At 50.8% G+C, this 19907-nt stretch carries 18 protein-coding genes; 15 read left to right on the forward strand and 3 right to left on the reverse strand.

Translation table 11 applies throughout. From position 1 onward, the window contains the following. Positions 1–1383 carry an MATE family efflux transporter gene (locus tag WMO29_RS11040; RefSeq protein WP_349164814.1) on the forward strand — a complete coding sequence of 461 codons (1383 nt, stop codon included), beginning with the start codon at positions 1–3 and terminating at the stop codon, positions 1381–1383. 116 nt (positions 1384–1499) lie between these two features. Here the strand turns inward: WMO29_RS11040 and pfkB are convergent, their stop codons facing one another. Then, positions 1500–2432 (reverse strand): 1-phosphofructokinase, encoded by a 933-nt coding sequence (gene pfkB, locus WMO29_RS11045; protein ID WP_349164815.1) that lies wholly within the window; start codon positions 2430–2432, stop codon positions 1500–1502. A 250-nt stretch (positions 2433–2682) separates the two neighbouring features. Here pfkB and WMO29_RS11050 point away from each other — a divergent pair, with 250 nt between their 5' ends. The 3 genes from WMO29_RS11050 (at position 2683) to glgB (ending at position 6765) form a co-directional block, all read left to right on the forward strand. Further along, complete coding sequence (locus tag WMO29_RS11050) at positions 2683–3261, forward strand: TetR family transcriptional regulator (RefSeq protein ID WP_178038339.1); 579 nt, start codon at positions 2683–2685, stop codon at positions 3259–3261. Positions 3262–3298: 37 nt separating this feature from the next. Continuing rightward, positions 3299–4651: an alpha-amylase family glycosyl hydrolase gene (locus WMO29_RS11055; RefSeq protein ID WP_349164816.1), complete on the forward strand. Its 1353-nt coding sequence runs from the start codon at positions 3299–3301 to the stop codon at positions 4649–4651. Between the two features lie 74 nt (positions 4652–4725). Further along, positions 4726–6765, forward strand: a complete 2040-nt coding sequence (gene glgB, locus WMO29_RS11060; protein WP_349164817.1) for a 1,4-alpha-glucan branching protein GlgB — start codon at positions 4726–4728, stop codon at positions 6763–6765. 171 nt (positions 6766–6936) lie between these two features. Here the strand turns inward: glgB and WMO29_RS11065 are convergent, their stop codons facing one another. Together WMO29_RS11065 and WMO29_RS11070 are read right to left on the reverse strand one after the other, a co-directional pair. Beyond that, a complete protein-coding gene (locus WMO29_RS11065) occupies positions 6937–7380 on the reverse strand; it encodes an FMN-binding protein (RefSeq protein ID WP_349164818.1) in 444 nt (147 codons plus the stop codon). A gap of 231 nt (positions 7381–7611) precedes the next feature. Next, positions 7612–8475, reverse strand: a complete 864-nt coding sequence (locus WMO29_RS11070; RefSeq protein WP_349164819.1) for a YitT family protein — start codon at positions 8473–8475, stop codon at positions 7612–7614. Positions 8476–8806: 331 nt separating this feature from the next. Here WMO29_RS11070 and WMO29_RS11075 point away from each other — a divergent pair, with 331 nt between their 5' ends. From WMO29_RS11075 to WMO29_RS11125, 11 genes are all read left to right on the forward strand, one after another. Next, positions 8807–9895, forward strand: a complete 1089-nt coding sequence (locus WMO29_RS11075; protein WP_178038334.1) for a helix-turn-helix domain-containing protein — start codon at positions 8807–8809, stop codon at positions 9893–9895. Between the two features lie 22 nt (positions 9896–9917). Beyond that, on the forward strand, positions 9918–10607 hold the full coding sequence (gene ftsE, locus WMO29_RS11080) for a cell division ATP-binding protein FtsE (RefSeq protein WP_178038333.1): 690 nt from the start codon (positions 9918–9920) through the stop codon (positions 10605–10607). After that, the gene (gene ftsX, locus WMO29_RS11085) at positions 10597–11505 is read left to right on the forward strand and encodes a permease-like cell division protein FtsX (protein WP_178038332.1); all 909 of its coding nucleotides are present in this window, start codon (positions 10597–10599) and stop codon (positions 11503–11505) included. Before ftsE ends, ftsX begins: the two co-directional genes overlap by 11 nt. Positions 11506–11569: 64 nt before the next feature. Further along, positions 11570–12787 carry a murein hydrolase activator EnvC family protein gene (locus WMO29_RS11090; RefSeq protein ID WP_349164820.1) on the forward strand — a complete coding sequence of 406 codons (1218 nt, stop codon included), beginning with the start codon at positions 11570–11572 and terminating at the stop codon, positions 12785–12787. Between the two features lie 78 nt (positions 12788–12865). Continuing rightward, on the forward strand, positions 12866–14083 hold the full coding sequence (locus tag WMO29_RS11095; protein WP_178038330.1) for a S41 family peptidase: 1218 nt from the start codon (positions 12866–12868) through the stop codon (positions 14081–14083). Between the two features lie 383 nt (positions 14084–14466). Next, positions 14467–15570, forward strand: coding sequence for an L-ascorbate 6-phosphate lactonase (gene ulaG, locus WMO29_RS11100; protein WP_349164821.1), 1104 nt, complete (start codon positions 14467–14469; stop codon positions 15568–15570). 26 nt (positions 15571–15596) lie between these two features. Next, positions 15597–16055: a PTS sugar transporter subunit IIA gene (locus WMO29_RS11105; RefSeq protein ID WP_158363505.1), complete on the forward strand. Its 459-nt coding sequence runs from the start codon at positions 15597–15599 to the stop codon at positions 16053–16055. Positions 16056–16125: 70 nt separating this feature from the next. Further along, a complete protein-coding gene (ulaA, locus tag WMO29_RS11110) occupies positions 16126–17616 on the forward strand; it encodes a PTS ascorbate transporter subunit IIC (protein WP_349164822.1) in 1491 nt (496 codons plus the stop codon). A gap of 44 nt (positions 17617–17660) precedes the next feature. Beyond that, the gene (locus tag WMO29_RS11115) at positions 17661–17957 is read left to right on the forward strand and encodes a PTS sugar transporter subunit IIB (protein WP_349164823.1); all 297 of its coding nucleotides are present in this window, start codon (positions 17661–17663) and stop codon (positions 17955–17957) included. Positions 17958–18048: 91 nt separating this feature from the next. Beyond that, the gene (locus WMO29_RS11120; protein WP_349164824.1) at positions 18049–18807 is read left to right on the forward strand and encodes a DeoR/GlpR family DNA-binding transcription regulator; all 759 of its coding nucleotides are present in this window, start codon (positions 18049–18051) and stop codon (positions 18805–18807) included. A gap of 46 nt (positions 18808–18853) precedes the next feature. Then, a complete protein-coding gene (locus WMO29_RS11125) occupies positions 18854–19903 on the forward strand; it encodes a hypothetical protein (protein ID WP_349164825.1) in 1050 nt (349 codons plus the stop codon). Positions 19904–19907 lie beyond the last annotated feature (4 nt).

The following is a 19907-nucleotide window of genomic DNA, read 5'->3' on the forward strand; positions in this document are numbered from 1 at the left end:
ATGAGACATACAAATGATTTGGGAAAGGATCCGATATTCCCACTGGTGCTGCGGCTTGCGATTCCCACCATGCTGGCACAGTTTGTAAGCGTCCTGTATTCCATCGTGGATCGAATGTACATCGGCGCAGGCGTGGGAAGTCTGGCATTGGCCGGAGTGGGCGTGTGTGCGCCCATTGTCACCCTGCTGTCTTCCTTTGCTTCTCTGATTGGCCTTGGCGGATCGCCGATTATGGCCATGCGGATGGGAGCCGGGGACGAGCGGGAAGCACAGAAGATATTGAATAACAGCTTTTTTATGCTTCTGGTGACGTCGGTGATTCTGACCCTTGGATTTCTGGCTTCGAAGGAGAAGCTTCTGATGTGGTTTGGCGCGAGTCAGGCCACATTTGCTTATGCGAACACCTATGTGACCATCTATACGTTGGGAACCGTATTTGCGTTGTTATCCACGGGCATGAACAGCTTTCTGATAGCCCAGGGCTTTTCAGGACTTGGCATGGTGACGGTCATGCTGGGCGCAGTGTTGAATATTATTCTGGATCCCATTTTTATTTTCGGCTTCCATATGGGCGTAGCCGGAGCGGCTGCTGCGACAGTTTTGTCTCAGCTTGCTTCCGCCGTCTTTGTGCTGGTGAGCCTGCGGGGAAAAAGAATGCCCATAAGACTTGGCTGGGGCGGCTTTGCCAAACAAACGATGCGGAAAATCATAAGCTTCGGATTTTCTCCGTTTTTGATTATCGCCAGCGACAGTATCCTGCTGATTGTGCTGAACACAGTGCTGCAGCGCTATGGAGGTCCGGGCGAGGGGGATATTCTGGTCACCTGCGCCACCATCGTGCAGAGTTATCTATTGTTGATTACTATGCCCATGAGCGGCATTACCCTGGGCAGTCAGCCGGTGGTCAGCTTTAATTATGGCAGGGGTGATGCGGGACGGATTCGAAAAGCCATTTGGTGCATCACCGGACTTTGCGTGATTTTCTGCAGTCTGATGATGGTATTTACGTACACGCTGTCGCCGCTCTATGTGAGCATGTTTACGAAAGACGCGGAAATCAAGCTGCGATCTGTACGGTACATCAAAGTATTTACCGCCATGATTGTGCCGCTGGCTGTGCAGTATCCGCTGGTGGACGAGACTACGGCGCTGGGGCACGTGAAGCGGGCACTGTTCTGCTCCGCTTTCCGAAAACTGATTTATTTCTCCTGCCTGATACTGCTTCCGATGCTGGTGAGCGCGGAAGCGGCGTTCCTGTCAGAGCCGGCTGCGGATGTGATAGCCGCGACGATGACGACGGTTCTGTTTTTGAAGACATTTCCGGGGATAGTGCGGGAGACGGAAGCGATGGAGAAAGCAAAAGAGAAGAAAGGGCAGATATAAAAGTACCGCCAGTCTGTAGAGGGCTGGCGGTATCGTATTTTCAGATATTCAGCGTTCAGGAGAAAGAGTTATGTCAATGGAACACTTTTGTTGTCAGAACTATTTTCAAAAAACAGTCAGGCGATGATCTCCAGCTCCACCTGGGGCAGAAGCTCCTTCACATCGGCCTCCCGGGCAAGCAGGGTACCCTCCTGCCGTACAGAGCCGGCCGCGCAGGCCATGGCGTAGCGGAGCATATCGGCGGTGTCCAGGCGCTTCCGGAGAGCATAGCACATACCGGCCACCATGGAATCGCCGGCGCCGGTCAGGCCCTTGGCCTCCACAGGAATGGCTTTCGCCCGGTAGGTGTGCTCCTGATCCAGCAATAGCGCGCCGTCGGCGCCCATGGAAATGCAGACATAGGGGATGCCCCCATCTACGATTTGGCGGGCAACCTCGAGGGGACCCTTGCCGGATTTCAGTTCGTTCTTGAAGGCCTGCTCAAATTCCTTACTGTTGGGCTTAATCAGGAAGGGCTTTTCTTCCAGTCCCAGCCGGAACGGTTCACCGGTGGTGTCCAGCACAGTCTTGACATCTTTTTTGTGGGCCAGGTGGATGAGGCGCTGATAGATATTGGCGGGGACGCCGGGCGGCACGCTGCCGCTTAACACCAGAATATGTGTGTGATCCAGTCGCACATCAATTTCGTCCACCAGCTTTTCGATGGCAGCGAAGGAGACGTTAGGTCCGGCCTCATTGACCTCAGTCATGATGTGGTTGGACTGGTCAAAAAGCTTGATATTCGTTCGGATAGCGCCCTCTGAACGGACAAAATAGTATTGCAGGCCCCGGGCTGTCATGGCATGTTCCAGAGTATTGCCGCTTTCACGGAAGTTCAGTCCCATGCACATGGTTTCTTCTTTCAGGTTATTCAGCACGGTGCTCACATTCAGTCCTTTTCCGGACAGGTCTACGCGGGTATTCTTCACCCGGTTGTAAGCGCCGATTTCCAGATTATCCAGATAAATGGTTTTGTCGATGCAGGGATTCAAAGTTACAGATAATACCATAAATAAATACCTAACTATCCTTTCTTACAGATGATTCACGTCTCTCCCTCTGTCTTTCATTATAGAAAATACAGAAAAGAAAGTCAATGTTGATGGAAAATTCTGAAATATAAAAAAGAAAGGAAAAGATTGGCGGAAACCTTGACGCTTTATACCGCTCGGTATATAATGGAAATAGAAACAGAACCGACGGAAATTCTGGTATCTCGGAAGAGCCTGGAAAGGGGATTCTTACCGGAGGGACACACATATGGACAACAGGGAAACCATTCTTGAGACAGCGCTGGATTTATTTTATACCAGGGGCTACGACGCAGTGGGCGTCCAGGAGATCGCGGAGCGATCCGGCGTGACGAAGCCGACGCTGTACTATTATTTTAAAAGTAAATACGGTCTTCTGGAACAGCTGCTGACGAGCCGGAGCGAGGCCTTCGCGGCGGAGCTTCGTGAGGCGTGCGCTTACCGCGGCGACCTGAAGAATACCCTGTGCGCGGCGGCCCGGACGGCGGCGGCCTTTGTGGCGCGGGAACCGAAGTTTTCGGCGCTTTTCGTGGCGCTCTACCATTCGGCAAAGGGAAATGACGCTTATAAGGCCGTGCGCCCCCTGGTGTTCCGCCTGCAGCGGCAGATTGAAGAGATTTTCATCGACGCCTCAGCGGACTTGGGCAATATGCACGGGCGGCAGCGGCAGTTTTCCCTCGGCTTCATCGGCCTGGTTCTGTATTACATCGTCATGAAGCAGGAGACCAGTAAGCGTGAAGACGTACAGATCACCGAGGCGGAGATTGAGGCGCTGGTGCACCAGTTCATGCATGGTATTTATTCATAACGGATAAAAAAAGACTTACAAAGGGAGGCAGAAAAAGATGGCCAAATGGTATGAAGAAGCCATTTTTTATCATATTTATCCGCTGGGACTTCTGGGCGCGCCCAAGACCCACACGGAGGACGGCGTGACCCACCGGCTGCGGGAGCTGGACGACTGGGTGCGGCACATGAAGGAGTGCGGATTCACGGCGACCTATATCGGACCTCTGTTCGAATCCACCAGCCACGGTTACGATACAAGGGATTATAAGCAGGTGGACAGCCGCCTGGGCGACAATGAGGATTTTAAGCATTTCGTAAAGCTTTGCCATGAAAATGGCATCCGGGTGGTGGTAGACGGCGTCTTTAATCACACCGGCCGCGAATTTTTCGCATTCCGGGATATTCAGAAAAACCGGGAGAATTCCCCGTACCGTTGCTGGTATCAGGACGTGAGCTTTGAGGGCAATACCCATTACAACGACGGCTTTTACTACAAGGCATGGCACAACTGCTTCGAACTGGCGAACCTGAATCTCTGGGATCGGGGCGTGAAGGATTACCTTCTGGATGTGGTGCGGTTCTGGATTGACGAATTCGATATCGACGGTATCCGCCTGGACTGTGCAGACTGCCTGCAGTTTGATTTCATGAAGGAGCTGCGTTGGGTGACCGGTCAGAAAAAGGAGGATTTCTGGCTCATGGGCGAGGTGATTCACGGAGATTACGCCCGGTGGGTCAACGATGAGACGCTTCATTCGGTGACCAATTATGAGCTGTGGAAGGGTCTGTATTCCGGCCACAATGATCATAATTATTTCGAAATCGCCCATACCATAAGACGGCAGTTCGACGCGAACGGCGGCATTTACAAGGGATGCAGACTCTATTCCTTTGTAGAGAACCACGACGTAGATCGTATCGTCAATAAGTTAAAGGAAAAGGGCTTTTTACAGTCAGTATACACGTTACTGTACACACTGCCCGGTATCCCATCCGTCTACTACGGCGGCGAGTGGGGCGTGGAAGGCCGAAAAGAGGGAGCCTGCGACGATGGTCTGCGGCCCCACCTGGTACTCTCTGAGATGGAGGCCAATCCGCCGATTCCGGAGCTAAAAGGATTGTTATGTAAACTGGGTGCCATCCGTCAGGCGAATCCGGCACTGACCGACGGCGTGTATCGGGAGCTGCTTCTGACGAACAGGCAGTACGCATTTGCCAGAATCCTGGGAAATGAGGCTGTAATCACAGCAGTGAACAACGATGCGAACCCGGTCCACATGGAAATCAACTGCCCGGTGTCCGCATCAGGCGCACAGGAAGCACTGACCGGTACGGGCGCAGAGCTCCGGGACGGCAGGATTATCTGGGAAATGCCCGCGTATGGCAGTGCAATATTTGTAATTTGTTAAATCAGCCTGAAGCATTTACTGCTGAAGGCGTGAGAAAGTGATTCCGTTATTTATAGTTAAATAGGGGTGAGATTATGAAGGGTAAGAGAACACGGGCGGACGCCAAGGTAAGAGAGGCAGAAAAGGCGGCGAAGAGAGCCGCACAGGGAAATAAACCGAAGAAAATAGCTGCAGTAAAGGCAACAGAAACCGGGACAGCAACGGCACAGAAGCCGGAGGTATCCTGCTTCATCAGCGATTTTGACCAGTATCTGTTCGGACAGGGCAATCACTATGATATTTTCCGGAAGCTGGGCGCGCATCTGACGGAGCATGAGGGACAGAAGGGCGTGCATTTCGCAGTCTGGGCGCCCCATGCGGTGGCAGTACACGTCATCGGCGAATTCAACGGCTGGAATGAGACAAGCCATCCCATGAGCCGGCTGGATCCATTAGGAATCTGGGAGGTGTTCGTGCCGGGCGTACAGCTTGGCTGCCTCTATAAATATCTGATTGAGGCGCAGGATCACAGTCTGCTTTACAAGGCGGATCCGTACGCAACCGAGGCGGAGATGCGTCCGGGAACCGCGTCCAAAGTATCCGATATCTCGGATTTCCGTTGGTCGGACAAGGACTGGATGGAGAAGCGGAAAAAGAAGGATCCGAAGGAAGAACCCATGGCCATCTATGAAGTGCATCCGGGCTCCTGGAAGAAGCATCCCCATGGTCCCGATGAGGACGGGTATTATAACTATCGGGAGCTGGCACACGCGCTGGCGGATTATGTCCATGAGATGGGTTATACCCATGTGGAGCTGATGGGTATTGCGGAGCACCCCTTTGACGGCTCCTGGGGCTATCAGGTGACCGGTTATTATGCGCCCACCTCCCGCCATGGCAGCCCGAAGGATTTCATGTATCTGATCAATTACCTGCATCAGAAGAAGATTGGCGTCATCCTGGATTGGGTTCCGGCCCATTTTCCCAAGGACGCCCATGGTCTGGCGGACTTCGACGGCCAGCCGTTGTATGAGTATCCGGATCCCAGAAAGGGCGAGCATCCCGACTGGGGCACCAAGGTATTTAACTACGAGATGAACGAAGTGAAGAACTTCCTGATTGCCAATGCCCTGTACTGGGTCGAGGAGTTCCATGTGGATGGACTGCGCGTGGACGCGGTGGCTTCCATGCTGTACCTGGATTACGGCAGAGAGTCCGGCCAGTGGATTCCGAATAAGTTCGGCGGCAATAAGAACCTGGAGGCCATCGAGTTCTTCAAGCATCTGAATTCCGTGCTGCTGGGCCGCAACCCGGGCGCGGTGACTATCGCCGAGGAGTCTACGGCATGGCCCATGGTGACGGGCAGCCCCGAGGAAGATGGCCTGGGCTTCTCCTTCAAATGGAATATGGGTTGGATGAACGATTTCCTGGAATATATGAAGCTGGACCCTTATTTCCGGAAGGGTGCGCATAATATGATGACCTTTGCCATGACCTATGCCTACAGCGAGAATTATATTCTGGTGCTGTCCCATGACGAGGTGGTGCATCTGAAGCGCTCTATGATCAATAAGATGCCGGGCGAGTACGAGGAAAAATTCGCAAACCTGAAGGCGGCTTACGCGTTCATGCTGGGCCACCCGGGCAAGAAGCTGCTGTTCATGGGGCAGGAATTCGCCCAGCTTCAGGAGTGGAGCGAGGCCAGGGAGCTTGACTGGTATCTGCTGGAGCAGGACCAGCACCGGGAGCTTCAGGCCTTTGTGAAGGCGCTGCTGCATCTCTACCAGAAGCATCCGGCTCTCTACGAGCTGGATACCCATCCCGATGGCTTCCAGTGGATCAATGCCAACGACGGCTACCGCAGTATCTTCTCCTTCATGCGCTTCGACAAGGCGCGGAAGAAGAATCTGCTCTTTGTCTGCAACTTCACGCCGGTGGAGCGCCCCGATTACCGGGTGGGTGTGCCGAAAAAGAAGCAGTACAAGCTGGTTCTGGACAGCGACGCGGCAGAGTTTGGAGGCAGCGGCGTAGAGAAGCCGACCGTCTACAAGGCCGAGGTCGGCGAGTGCGACGGTCAGCCCTATTCGATCGCCTATCCGCTGCCGGGGTATGGAGTGGCTGTGTTTGAGTTTTAAATTGGAATGAAATATTGGAAAGGCTGCTGCGGACAGATTTAAGAGGATCTGTCTGCAGCAGCCTTTTATGGAATAGGAAATTCCGATAGAATTCCCTATTCCATAAAAGCAAGCAGAGTTTGCAAAGATGCACACTCTTTTTTTAGAATAAATGATTTACATAATTCATTATTATTCTTCGGACGGGAACTTCGCCTTCTCTAGCGCCCGCTCCACGGCTCCGAGGATTACCTGGGAGGTGTACTGGGTTTCTTCGGAGTAGTCCAGACCGTCCATGGACTGGGTTTCACAAATCTGGTCCGCCAGGTTGTCGAGGGCGGGCTGCATCAGAGGGTACATGGTTTCGATGGTTTCGTCTAGGTTGTTGAAGGCGATGGCTTCGATGCGGGTCTCGCTTACGGTGACGGCTACGTCTACGGCGTTGCCTCCCAGGGTGATGGAGGAGGTGTAGACGCCCGGGATATAAGCAGCATCAGCAGAGGTGCTGCTTTTTTGATCCTTCGGCGCGAACATATACACCAGTAGCAGAATCAGCAGGATTCCAAGGGCCACAAAGATCCCGGTGTAGATCAGCTCTTTCATACGGAGTACGACGATTTTGGTTTTGGAACTCAAGGGAATGCCTCCTGCGGGGTCGATTGTTACAGAATATGCAGGAGGGAAGCGGGATATACGTATGATGTAGAAAGGCAGGGAGTGTGTATATTATCATGTGTGCAGCTTTTTAGCGGACGCTGTATGTTCCGCTGCGGACCATGCGTCCGCGGAGGACATACAGTGTCAGATAAACGATGCGCACAGATAAATACACACCCCCTGCCTTGTTATAGCATACAGGTTAGCGTTCTACCGCTCGATGAAACCTTCGCCCAGTACTTCCCGAACATCTGTCACGATAACAAAGGCGTTCGGGTCGCATTCTTTTGTCAGCTCTTTCAGGTAGACAATCTCCTTTTTTGCGACTACGCAAAAAAGCATGTTCTTGGCGTCGCCGGAGTACATGCCGGTGGCTGAGATGCCGGTGACGCCGCGATCCAGGTCGGCCATGAGGATCCGGGCCAGCTCATCCGGCCTTTCGGTGATGATGAAGGCGGCTTTGGAGAATTTCAGACCGTCTATCAGGCCGTCGGCGATGCGGGAAGTCAGATAGATGGCAATGATGGCGTAGAGGGCCATCTGGACGCCGAACAGGTACGCGCCGAACAGGACGATGAGGGTGTCCAGGATCCACATGATGGATGCTGTGCTATAGTGCCGAAGGAAGTGCTGAATCAGGGCGGCGATGAGATCAGTGCCGCCGGTGGTGGCCTGGGCTACGAAGACAAGGCCGATGCCGGCGCCCATGATGAGGCCGCCGTAGAGGGCTGACAGCAGCAGGTCGCCTTCGGCGATGGGGATGACCGGAAGGACGGACAGCCAGAATGACAGCATGACGGTGGCGAAGCCTGTCCGCAGCAGGTAGCGGAGGCCTTTGAGCTTCACAGCCAGCAGCATGAACGGCACGTTCAGGATCAGGTTGGTGACGGACAGCGGGACGCCGCCGGGCACCAGTTTTTCGGTGAGCTGGCGGATGATAATGGCCAGACCGGAGAAGCCACCGGTGATGAGGCTTGCCGGGTCGAAGACGGACGCTACGGCGAAGGCCATCAGGGCAGTTCCGATGGTGATGAGCAGAATGTCCCGCAATTTCATTTTTCTGGTTACAGTCATTTTTTTAATTCCCTTTCAATATGATCTTTCCACGATTCAAACTATCATAGGAAGTAAGAAAAAGCAAGGGGGAACTGCCGGATACTTCTTTGTGAACTATGCATAGGGGATTTCTGGGGGATTTTATGAAGGTAAATTGCGGAAATGCATAAAAATTTTGCATTTCCTCTTTTCAATTTTGTAGTTTTGCATTAATATATAGATTAGGTATTTAATGTTTTAGAGAAAACAGGGGTGTTTTTTTGTAAATTTTGCCAGATATGCGATGGGAGAAGGACTGGCGATATGCACAAATACAAAAACTATATGCAAAAAAGGAGCGGAGAGAGTTATGATTTCGAATCAGGTACTGCAGAATACGATTGACGGTCTCAAAGGAATTACCCGGATCGATCTTTGTGTGATTGATACCGAGGGTAAAGTTCTTGCGTCTACTTTTCCGGAGGCGGACGCTTATACAGGGTCTGTGCTTGCTTTCATTGATTCTCCGGCGGATAGCCAGGTGATTCAGGGCTTCCAGTTTTTTAAGATTTTTGACGATACGCAGTTGGAATATATTCTTCTGCTGAACGGCGGAAGTGAGGATGCGTATATGATTGGCAAGCTGGTGGTCTTCCAGATCCAGAATTTACTGGTTGCATATAAGGAGCGTTTCGATAAAGATAATTTTATCAAGAACCTGCTTCTGGACAATCTGCTTCTGGTGGATATCTACAACCGCGCCAAGAAGCTGCATATCCAGACTGAGGTGCGCAGAGCGGTCTTTATCATTGAGACGGGTCGGGAGAAGGATACGGCTTCCCTGGAAAATGTGCGGACACTGTTTGGCACCAAGTCCCATGATTTTATCACAGCTGTGGACGAGAAGAATATCATTGTGGTCAAGGAGCTGGCGGATAATGAGGGGTATCCGGAGCTGAACCGTACGGCCAGGGTGATCTGTGATCTGCTGAACAGCGAGGGCGACGAGCACGTTCATATCGCTTACGGCACCATTGTAAATGAAATTAAAGAAGTGTCCCGTTCCTACAAGGAAGCGCGGATGGCTCTTGACGTGGGCAAGATTTTCTTTGATGATAAGGATATTATTGCCTACAGTACGCTGGGTATCGGCCGTCTGATTTATCAGCTGCCGATTCCGCTGTGCAAGATGTTTATCCGGGAAATTTTTGATGGCAAGTCTCCCGATGATTTTGACGAGGAGACTCTGACCACCATCAATAAGTTTTTTGAGAACAGCCTGAATGTGTCTGAGACATCCAGACAGCTGTATATCCACCGCAATACACTGGTGTACAGGCTTGACAAGCTGCAGAAGAGTACGGGCCTTGACCTGCGGGTTTTTGAGGACGCGATTACCTTCAAGATCGCGTTGATGGTTGTAAAGTATATGAAGTACATGGAATCTATGGATTATTAAGCTTCGGCTGAGGAGTGAAAAAATGATTGACATGCAAAATGTGACAAAGTCCTATGCCACGGGCGTGCAGGCCTTAAACGGCGTGACGCTGCATATTGACAAGGGCGAATTTGTTTTTATCGTAGGAAACAGCGGTTCCGGTAAGTCTACGCTGATTAAGCTGCTTCTGAAGGAGCTGGATCCCAGCTCCGGAACCATTAAGGTAAATGGAATTAATCTGAATAAGATGAAAGCGCAGGCCATCCCCAAGTACCGCAGAAAGCTGGGCGTGGTGTTCCAGGATTTCCGTCTTCTGAAGGACCGGAATGTCTATGAAAATATCGCGTTCGCTCAGCGGGTTATCGCGACCCCAAGCAAGGATATCCGCAAGAATGTGCCGAAGATGCTGTCCCTGGTGGGACTGGCGGAGAAGTATAAGTCATTCCCGAAGCAGCTTTCCGGCGGCGAGCAGCAGCGTGTGGCTCTGGCGAGAGCCCTGGTGAACCGGCCAAATATTCTTCTGGCCGACGAGCCCACCGGCAATCTGGACCCGAAGAATTCCAGGGAAATCATGAAGCTTCTGGAGACTATCAATGAGCGCGGTACCACCGTTCTGGTGGTGACCCACAACCAGGAGATTGTAGATCAGATGAAGAAGCGGGTAATTGTTATGAACAAAGGCGTCATTATCAGTGACGAGCGCAACGCTGGGTACAAGCAGAATGCGAATTAGTTCTATCGGCTACTGCCTGAAGCAGGGCATGAAAAATATCTGGCGTAACAAAATGTTCTCTCTTGCGTCCATCGCGACCATGTCCGCCTGCATTTTCCTGTTCGGAATCTTTTTCTGCGTAGTAGAGAACTTCCAGTACATGGTGAGGGAGGCGGAGAAATCCGTGGCTGTAACTGTGTTCTTTGATGAAGGTCTGTCCGATGAGGAGATTCAGGCCATCGGTGAGAAGATTCAGGCCCGGGATGAGGTATCTGAGGCGGTCTTTGTATCCGCGGAGGAATCCTGGGAACAGTATAAGGCGATTTACTTTAAGGACAATCCTCAGCTGGCGGAGGGCTTTGCGGACGATAATCCGCTGGCCAACCAGGCTCACTATGAGATTTACTTAAATGATGTGGAGGATCAGCAGAGCCTGGTAGACTGGCTGGGCAGTGTAGAAGGCGTCCGCAAGATTAACCAGTCCGCGCAGGTGGCGGATATTCTGACAAACTTCAATATGCTGATTGGATATATTTCCATCGCGGTGATTATATTGCTTTTGTGTGTATCGGTCTTCCTGATCAGCAACACGGTCACTATCGGTATCGCGGTCCGCAAGGAAGAAATCGCGATCATGAAGCTGATCGGCGCCACCAACGGTTTTGTCAAGGCGCCCTTTGTGGTAGAGGGTATTGTCATCGGTATTCTGGGCGCGGCCTTCCCGCTGACGCTGCTGTATTATCTGTATACACAGCTGGTGGGTTTTGTGGGAGACAAATTTAATGCCCTGACGGGACTTCTGCAGTTCCTTCCGGTAAATGATATGTTCCGGATTCTGCTTCCGGTAGGCTTGGCGCTTGGTGTAGGCATTGGTTTCTTCGGTAGCTTCTTTACGATTCGGAAGCATCTGAAGGTGTAAGTGCTCCGTAACTGGTCAGGTACTGAACCGTTACAATGCCTCATAGAAAAGGATAAAAAATAGAATGAAAAGAACGCGTATGGTAAGCGCGCTGCTTGTGGTTGCGCTTACAGCTGGCTGTATTTTCACAAATGAGAACCTGCGGGTGTCCGCTACGGCGAACCAGATCGATACCGGCGATCTGGAAGATAAGAAGCAGGATACGTTGGATAAAATCAAGGATATCAAATCTGACATCAGCAATACGAAAAAAAAGATTTCTGATCTGGAAAATAGCAAGAGTAATCTGGAAACCTATATTTCCAAGCTTGATCAGGAGGCAAATGATCTGGCGAAGCAGATCGATAAGCTGAATAAGGATATTGAAGTGAAAAAAGAAGAGATTTCGACCGCTGAGGCAGAGCTTGACGAAGCGGAAGCTACAGCTGCCCGGCAGTATGAGGATATGAAGAAACGGATTCAGTATCTTTACGAAAATGGAAATCCTTCTTATCTGGAGCTGCTTCTTACCTCCGAAAGTATGGCGGATTTTCTGAATAAGTCCAGCTATGCGGAGCAGATGACGGCCTACGACCGGAATATGCTGGAGGAGTACATTGCCCAGAAACAGGCGGTGGAAGAGAAGAAAAAGGAGCTGGAATCTGAAAAGGAAGAGCTGGACGCCATGGCGGGCGCGGCTTCCGAGCAGAAGAAGACCGTAGACGCTCTGATCAAGACCAAGACAGCCCAGATTCAGAGCTATCAGGATCAGATCGACAGCGAGAACAGCAATGCAGAAGAGTATAAAGCCGATTTGGCAAAGCAGCAGAAGCTTCTGGATCAGATTGAGCAGCAGATCGCGGCGGCGGCAGCAGCCAACGCTCAGGCCAGTGACGGTGATGGAGGAGCCTCCGGCTTCGTATGGCCCTGTCCCAGCAGTCGGAGAATTACCAGTGGATTTGGCAATCGTGCCCAGCCTACAGCAGGCGCGTCGACCAACCACAAGGGCATTGATATCGGAGCATCCTACGGAGCTTCGATCGTAGCGGCAGCCTCCGGGCGTGTGACCACGGCGGCCTATAGTAGTTCCGCCGGCAATTACATCGTCATTTCCCATGGAAACAGTCTGTCTACCGTATATATGCATTGTTCTGCGCTGTATGTGAGCGCAGGCCAGACCGTCAGCGCAGGCCAGGCAATCGCGGCAGTGGGTTCCACCGGTTATTCCACCGGCAACCACCTGCATTTCGGCGTAATTAAGAACGGAAGTTATGTAAACCCAACGGCATACGTGGGCGGATGATCATGACTGTTTGCAGGCACCGTCTCGTGAGACGTTTTGGCATGCATGGGACAAAAGATAAGGACGTATACTGGAATTATGGAAAATAAAAAGCAGTTTATCAAAGGCTTTGCCGTGGGCATACTCGTCACCGTGCTGTTGGCGGGCGGTATCTTTGCCGGAAGCAATGCGCTTACCAAAGCATCTGATGAAAAGAAAGCAGAAAGTGGCGAACTGAATCTGACCAGCAGTCAGGTAGAGGATAAAATCACCGAGATTGAGACACTGGTTCAGAATTATTATCTGAATGACATCGACACGGATCAGGTAGAGAACTATCTGTATAAAGGCATGATCGTGGGGCTTGACGACCCCTATGCCGCTTATTATACGAAGGAAGAGTACCAGAGTCTGATGGACTCCACTAATGGCAGCTATTATGGCATTGGCGTGGAAATGAGCCAGAACATGACCACCGGTATCATTACCATTACCCGTGTCTTCGAGGGATCGCCTGCGGAGGAAGCGGGGCTGCTTCCGGGCGACGTGATCTACAGGGTGGATGATGAGGAGGTAACCGGTGAGGATCTGACCAAGGTGGTCTCCAAAGTAAAAGGAGCCGAGGGCACGACCATACCGATCTCTGTGGCCCGGGAAGGGGAGAGCGATTATCTGACCTTCGATGTGGAGCGCAGAATGATCGAGATATCTACCGTAGCTCATAAGCTGCTGGATGGCAATATTGGTTATATCTCCGTGACCAGCTTCGACGACGTGACGGTAAATCAGTTTCTGGCCGCCCTGGATGACCTGGAAAATCAGGGTGAGACCGCTCTCATCATCGATCTCCGTAATAATGGCGGCGGCCTGGTATCCAGTGCCTGCAGCATGCTGGATCGTCTGCTTCCGGAGGGCCTGATTGTATACACGGAGGATAAATACGGCAACCGGGATGAGATGAAATCTGATGTGGAAAACTATTTCGACAAACCGCTGGTTCTCCTGGTAAACGGCAACAGCGCCAGCGCTTCGGAGATCTTTGCCGGAGCCATCAAAGATTATGGCATCGGTACCCTGGTGGGTACTCAGACCTTCGGCAAAGGTATTGTCCAGAAGATCTACCCCTTAAGCGACGGCACCGCCGTGAAGCTGACCGTCTCCAAGTACTACACGCCAAACGGCAACAACATCCACGGAATCGGCATTGCGCCAGACGTGGAGGTGGAACTGGATCCGGCTGTAGCCAATGAAGTGGTGATACCGGAGGAGAAGGACAATCAGCTGCAGAAGGCGATGGAGATCCTGACAGAAAAGTGAAATAAATTGCAAAGCGAAACCCGGTCGGATTTTTACGACCGGGTTTTTTGCGTTCAAATTTGTCGTAAAAATGTGTGAAAGCTTTCGAAAATAGGTAAAAATAGATAAACAGGAGGAAATACATAAAACTAAAACGTTCAAAAAATTCATAAATTATCAATATTCTATACAAAGTGCCAAATCTATGTTTACATAACTGTACAATAGACATATAAAAATTGTTTAATACGACAAAAGTATCAAAACAGACATAAAATGAGCATAAAATATGCAAAATGTTCATAAAAATACTTGAAAGAAATTTCACCGTCATGTAAGATAAACCCATAGGAAATAAGGAATCAAAAAACATAAAGTTAAGCAAAGAAAGGGAGATTTGAGAAATGTCCAAGATTAGTGAAATGACAAGAGACAGCTGGATCAAAAGCACCTTCCCGGAGTGGGGAACCTGGCTCGTAGAAGATATCGAGAACGAGGTTGTAGCTCCCGGAAACGTGGCTATGTGGTGGCTGGGATGTACCGGCGTATGGTTTAAGACACCGGCTGACACCAATATCACCATCGACCTGTGGTGCGGAAACGGTAAGAGAACCCATGGCGACAACAAGATGAAGCCAGGCCATCAGATGGCAAATATGTGCGGCGGACGTCTGATGCAGCCGAACCTGAGAAACGTACCCTTCGTCATTGACCCGTTTGCTTTCAAGCATGTGGACGCAGTTCTGGCAACCCATTACCATCAGGATCATATGTCTGCAGAGTGGGCAGCACATGTTATCCAGAGCGGAATGACTACGACCGATGAGAACGGAAAAGAGATTCCGGTACCCTTCATCGGACCGAAGAAATCTGTAGAGACCTGGGTAAAATGGGGCGTTCCGGAAGACCGCTGCATTACTGTGAAGCCGGGCGACACCATCAAGATCAAGGACCTGGAGATTGTTGCTCTGGACAGCTTTGACCGTACCTGTATCGTTACCACAGATGATACCAGCGAGAACAGAGAAGAGCTGACAGGCGTTTGCCCCACCGATATGGATGATAAGGCAGTAAACTACCTGGTTAAGACTCCGGGCGGAAATATCTATCACTCCGGTGACTCTCACTTCTCCATTTACTTTGCAAAGCATGGTAAGGATTATGATATCGATGTTGCATTTGGTTCCTTCGGTGAGAACCCCATCGGTATGCAGGATAAGATGACATCCATCGATATCCTTCGTATGGCAGAGAACCTGCGGTGTAAGGTTGTTGTTCCGATTCACTGGGACGTATGGACCAACTTCCAGGCTGACTGCGACGAGATCAAGGTTCTGTATGATTTCAAGAAGGACAGAAACGAGTATAAGTTCCATCCGTTCTTCTGGCAGGTAGGCGGAAAGTACACCTATCCCCAGGACAAGGATAAGATTTACTATCATCACAGAAGAGGCTTTGAGGACTGCTTCGAGCATCCCCAGAACATTCCGTTCCGTTCCTGTCTGTAAGCTTTGGAATAAGGGAGAAGAGGATTATGTTAAGAGAGTTTGTAGAAAAGAAGCATTATCTGTTTGCCAAGGAAGCAAAGGACTGGGAAGACGCTATCATCATGAGCTGCAAGTCTCTGGAGGCAGACGGAACGGTAGAATCCAATTATGCCCATGACATCGTAGAGTGCGTTCGCAAGTACGGTCCGTATATCGTAATCATGCCGAACATCGCGATGCCGCATTCCCAGGAGGGCGCAGTCGGAGTCAATAAGACGGCCATCGGCTTCATGAAGCTGGAGAAGCCGGTCAGCTTTGACCCAAACGACCCGGAAAAGGACGCTCAGCTGTTCTTCACACTGGCATCCTGCAACCCGGATCAGCATCTGAATAATATGATGCGTCTGTCCGAGATGCTGATGAACGAGGAGCTGGTAGCAGAGCTTCTGAAGGCTGAGGGGCCCGAGGATCTGCTGAAGCTTCAGGAGAAGTATCTGGACAAGTAAGAACCTGACTGCGGCCCGTGAGGTCGGGCTGCAGTTATCATAAAGGGGAAAATGTAGGAGGAAAAGAGTTATGGATATTTTAATGAGAGCATGGTCGTATTTTGCTACGAACATTCTGCAGCAGCCGGCCTGGATGATCGGCCTGATTGTACTGATTGGCTATGTACTGTTGAAGAAACCCTGGTATGATGTACTTGGCGGAACCATCAAGGCAGTCGTAGGTTACATGATCCTGGCAGCAGGTTCCGGCGGACTGGTAAGTAACTTCCGTCCGGTGCTGGTAGGTCTGAAGGATCGTTTCAATCTGGACGCTATGGTTATCGACCCGTATTTCGGACAGAACGCGGTAACCGCAGGTGTGGAGGAAGTATTTGGAAAGCCCTTTTCACAGGTTATGCTGCTTCTTCTGATTGCGTTTATCATCAATATTTTACTGGTTCGTTTCAGTAAGGTGACAAAGCTTCGTTCCCTGTTTACCACAGGTCACGTACAGGTACAGCAGGCTTCCACAGCTTACTGGCTGATCCTGTTTGCACTGCCGGGACTGGCTACCAATAACACAGCGCTTCTGGTGGTAATGGCAATCGTACTTGGTCTGTACTGGGCAGTAGGCTCCAACCTGACCATCAAGCCGACCCAGGAGCTGACAGACGGCGCAGGCTTCTGTCTTGGACATCAGCAGATCATGGGAGTGGCACTGTTCTCCTGGATCGCAGGCAAGATGCATGAGCGCGATGTAAAGAAGGGCAAAGAGGCTTCCAAGAAGCTGGAGGATATCGAGCTTCCGGGCTTTATGTCCATCTTCAATGAGAACATGGTATGTACCGCAATCCTGATGACTGTATTCTTTGGAGCAATCCTTCTGATTCTTGGCAGAGATTATCTGACTGAGGCCGGATTCATGAAGGAAGGACAGAGCTTCCTGTTCTATATCCTGACTGTCTGCCTGAACTTCGCAGTATATCTGGCAATCCTGCAGCTGGGTGTTCGTACCTTCGTAACAGAGCTGACCAATTCCTTCCAGGGTATTGCCAATAAGTGGCTCCCGGGTTCCGTACCGGCAGTAGACTGTGCAGTATCTTACGGTTTCGGTTCTCCGAACGCAGTACCGCTTGGATTCCTGGCTGGTGCTCTTGGACAGTTCCTTGCCATCGGCGCTCTGATTCTTCTGAAGAGCCCGGTACTGGTAATTGCCGGATTCGTACCTGTTTTCTTTGACAATGCGACCATCGCGGTGTATGCTAATAACAAGGGCGGTCTGAAGGCAGCACTTATCCTGCCGTTTATCTCCGGTCTGTGCCAGGTATTCGGTTCTGCATTAATCGCAGGCTGGGTAGGTATGGCAGCATACGGCGGATACCTTGGTATGTGGGACTGGGCAGTTGTATGGCCGGTATTCACAGTTCTGATGAAGTACTTAAGCTACGCAGGTCTGGCAATCGTAATCGTTGCCCTGCTGGCTATCCCGCAGCTGCAGTACAGAGCTGACAAGGAAGGCTACTTCCTGATGACTGAGGACTGGGAAGCATACAAAGAGCTGAAGGCTAAGAAGGCTGAATAAAGATTCGTCAAATATACAAGTTAATCCGATAGGAGGAAACAACAATGCTGAACATTTTGGTTTGCTGCGCAAACGGCGCCGGAACAAGTCTGATGATGAAGATGACTACAGAGAAGGTTGTAAAGTCTCTGGGTATCAAGGTTGGAAAGCTGCATCACTGCTCTCTTTCTGAAGGAAAGAGCTCCGCAACTCAGTTTGATGTAGTATTCTGCCCGCTGAACTTCATCTCTATGTTCAAGGAAGCAGAAGCAAAGGGTGTCCATGTAATCGGTCTGAAGAACGTAATGTCCCAGGCAGAGATGGAAGAAAAACTGAAAGCATCCGGAGTGCCGCTTGAGTAATAACTAAAACGAGGGCGCTTCCCTGTGGCTGGAAGGCCGCGGGGAGGCGCTTTTGAGTTTTGGGTAAATAAGAGAGAAGGAGTGTGGCGTCGTGAAAATAAGCCGTTCAATTGTAAACAGTCGAAGAGAGAGAATCTTGGAGACCGTGAGGAATGGTGGAGATGTATCTGTAAACAGCTTATCGGAGCAGCTGCAGGTATCACCTCTGACGATTCGACGCGATCTCCAGTATCTGGAAGAACATAAATTGCTGGAGCGTTTCTACGGAGGAGCGCGTACAGGAAATGCGGAGGTTCCGCGCCAGAACAGCCGGGAGCTTCGAAAGGAAAGAATTGCCAGGTATGCGGCCGGTCTGGTGGAGGATGGAGACAGTATTCTTCTGAATACCAGCTCCACAGCTCTTGCTATGGTAAAATATATCACCAGCCGGAATGTAACGATCATTACAAATAATGGAAATATTATCAACGAAGAGAATCCCTCCCAGGCGACCATTGTGCTTCTGGGCGGAGAACTCCGTTATCAGAAGGGCGCCATGGTGGGTGATTTCACCAAGAACAGTCTGGCCTATGTGGCCGCGAAAAAGTGCTTTGTCGGATGTACGGGTATCAGTCCGGATATCGGTATGGTGACAGAGATGATGAGCGAGGTAAACCTGAATCAGATGATGTTTCAGAGAGTGACTGGAACGACCTATATTTTGGCAGACAGCTCCAAATTCGGTATCAGAACCGGAGGCGTATCCTGTCCGCCGGAGAAGATAGAAAATATTATCACGGACGTAAATGCCCCGGCGCAGATGGTCTGTGAATTTCGAGAAATGGGAACCTGGGTATATCAAGTAGATTAGGTAACTGGTCAGGTACTGAACAGTTACAGATTAGGAGATTGTGACAATGAAGGTAAATAAGATTAAAACACATGAGCTTGAGAAATGCTATTCTATCTGTCCGCTGACCTACAACGGAACAGAGCATATGCTGGTAGCAGCAGAGAAGGTAAACAAGTGCCTGCTGTTTGACTTGGATGGAAACCTGGAGGAGACCGTATGGGACGAGCCGGGCGGAGTTATGACTATGGTTCAGATTCCGGGAAGCAACGGCGAGTTCCTTGCTACCCATAAATTCTATTCACCGAATGATTCCAAGGAGGCAAAGATCATTCTGGCTTCCCCGAAGGGAAAGAATGACTGGGTAGTAAAGACCATCGTAGACCTGCCCTTCGTACATCGTTTCGATATCCTGACCAGAGGCGGCGTAAACTACATCATTGCCTGCGCGCTGAAGTCCGGTCATGAGTTCAAGGACGACTGGAGTATGCCGGGTAAGGTATGGGTCGGCGAGCTTCCGAATGACTTAAGCGACATCAACGAGAACAACCAGATCAAGCTGGTTCCGCTGAAGGAGGATCTGCTGAAGAATCATGGCTATTGCCGCGTAGAGAAGGACGGCGTCATGAGCGGTATCGTGGGAACCGAGAACGGCATCTTCAAGGTAACACCGCCTGCTGAAAAAGACGGCGAGTGGACCGTAGAAACTCTGACAGAGGATCCGGCCAGCGATATGACCTTCGCTGATTTCGACGGAGACGGCGAGGATGAGATGCTGGTAATGACACCGTTCCACGGCGACACCATCAAGATTTACAAGAAGGCAGACGGCAAGTATACCTGCGTGAAAACCTTTGAGGGCTCCTATGAGTTTCTGCACGGTATCTGGGGTGCGGAGATCCTGGGCAAGGGCATGGCGATCATCGGCAACCGTAAGGGCGACCGCGACCTGATGGCATGCTACCATGACGGCAAGGATTATGTTCTGGAAGTGCTGGATCATAACGTAGGACCGGCAAATACCCGTGTATACAAGAAACCGGGCAACAAGCTGGGTATCCTGTCCACCAACCGTGAGATTGACGAAATCGCGTTTTATGAGATTGAGAGCCTGTAAGGGC

Origin of the sequence: Laedolimicola intestinihominis, assembly GCF_040096155.1 — a bacterium.
GTDB classification, from domain to species: domain Bacteria; phylum Bacillota; class Clostridia; order Lachnospirales; family Lachnospiraceae; genus Laedolimicola; species Laedolimicola intestinihominis.

Excerpts from the sequence above, each read along its gene's own strand:
- WMO29_RS11075 (WP_178038334.1), top strand. The coding sequence starts at position 8,807 with ATGATTTCGAATCAGGTACTGCAGAATACGATTGACGGTCTCAAAGGA.
- WMO29_RS11125 (WP_349164825.1), top strand. The coding sequence starts at position 18,854 with ATGAAGGTAAATAAGATTAAAACACATGAGCTTGAGAAATGCTATTCT.
- ftsE (WP_178038333.1), top strand. The coding sequence starts at position 9,918 with ATGATTGACATGCAAAATGTGACAAAGTCCTATGCCACGGGCGTGCAG.
- glgB (WP_349164817.1), top strand. The coding sequence starts at position 4,726 with ATGAAGGGTAAGAGAACACGGGCGGACGCCAAGGTAAGAGAGGCAGAA.
- ftsX (WP_178038332.1), top strand. The coding sequence starts at position 10,597 with ATGCGAATTAGTTCTATCGGCTACTGCCTGAAGCAGGGCATGAAAAAT.
- ulaG (WP_349164821.1), top strand. The coding sequence starts at position 14,467 with ATGTCCAAGATTAGTGAAATGACAAGAGACAGCTGGATCAAAAGCACC.
- WMO29_RS11090 (WP_349164820.1), top strand. The coding sequence starts at position 11,570 with ATGAAAAGAACGCGTATGGTAAGCGCGCTGCTTGTGGTTGCGCTTACA.
- WMO29_RS11070 (WP_349164819.1), bottom strand. The coding sequence starts at position 8,475 with ATGACTGTAACCAGAAAAATGAAATTGCGGGACATTCTGCTCATCACC.
- WMO29_RS11055 (WP_349164816.1), top strand. The coding sequence starts at position 3,299 with ATGGCCAAATGGTATGAAGAAGCCATTTTTTATCATATTTATCCGCTG.
- pfkB (WP_349164815.1), bottom strand. The coding sequence starts at position 2,432 with ATGGTATTATCTGTAACTTTGAATCCCTGCATCGACAAAACCATTTAT.
- WMO29_RS11040 (WP_349164814.1), top strand. The coding sequence starts at position 1 with ATGAGACATACAAATGATTTGGGAAAGGATCCGATATTCCCACTGGTG.
- WMO29_RS11050 (WP_178038339.1), top strand. The coding sequence starts at position 2,683 with ATGGACAACAGGGAAACCATTCTTGAGACAGCGCTGGATTTATTTTAT.
- ulaA (WP_349164822.1), top strand. The coding sequence starts at position 16,126 with ATGGATATTTTAATGAGAGCATGGTCGTATTTTGCTACGAACATTCTG.
- WMO29_RS11115 (WP_349164823.1), top strand. The coding sequence starts at position 17,661 with ATGCTGAACATTTTGGTTTGCTGCGCAAACGGCGCCGGAACAAGTCTG.
- WMO29_RS11095 (WP_178038330.1), top strand. The coding sequence starts at position 12,866 with ATGGAAAATAAAAAGCAGTTTATCAAAGGCTTTGCCGTGGGCATACTC.
- WMO29_RS11105 (WP_158363505.1), top strand. The coding sequence starts at position 15,597 with ATGTTAAGAGAGTTTGTAGAAAAGAAGCATTATCTGTTTGCCAAGGAA.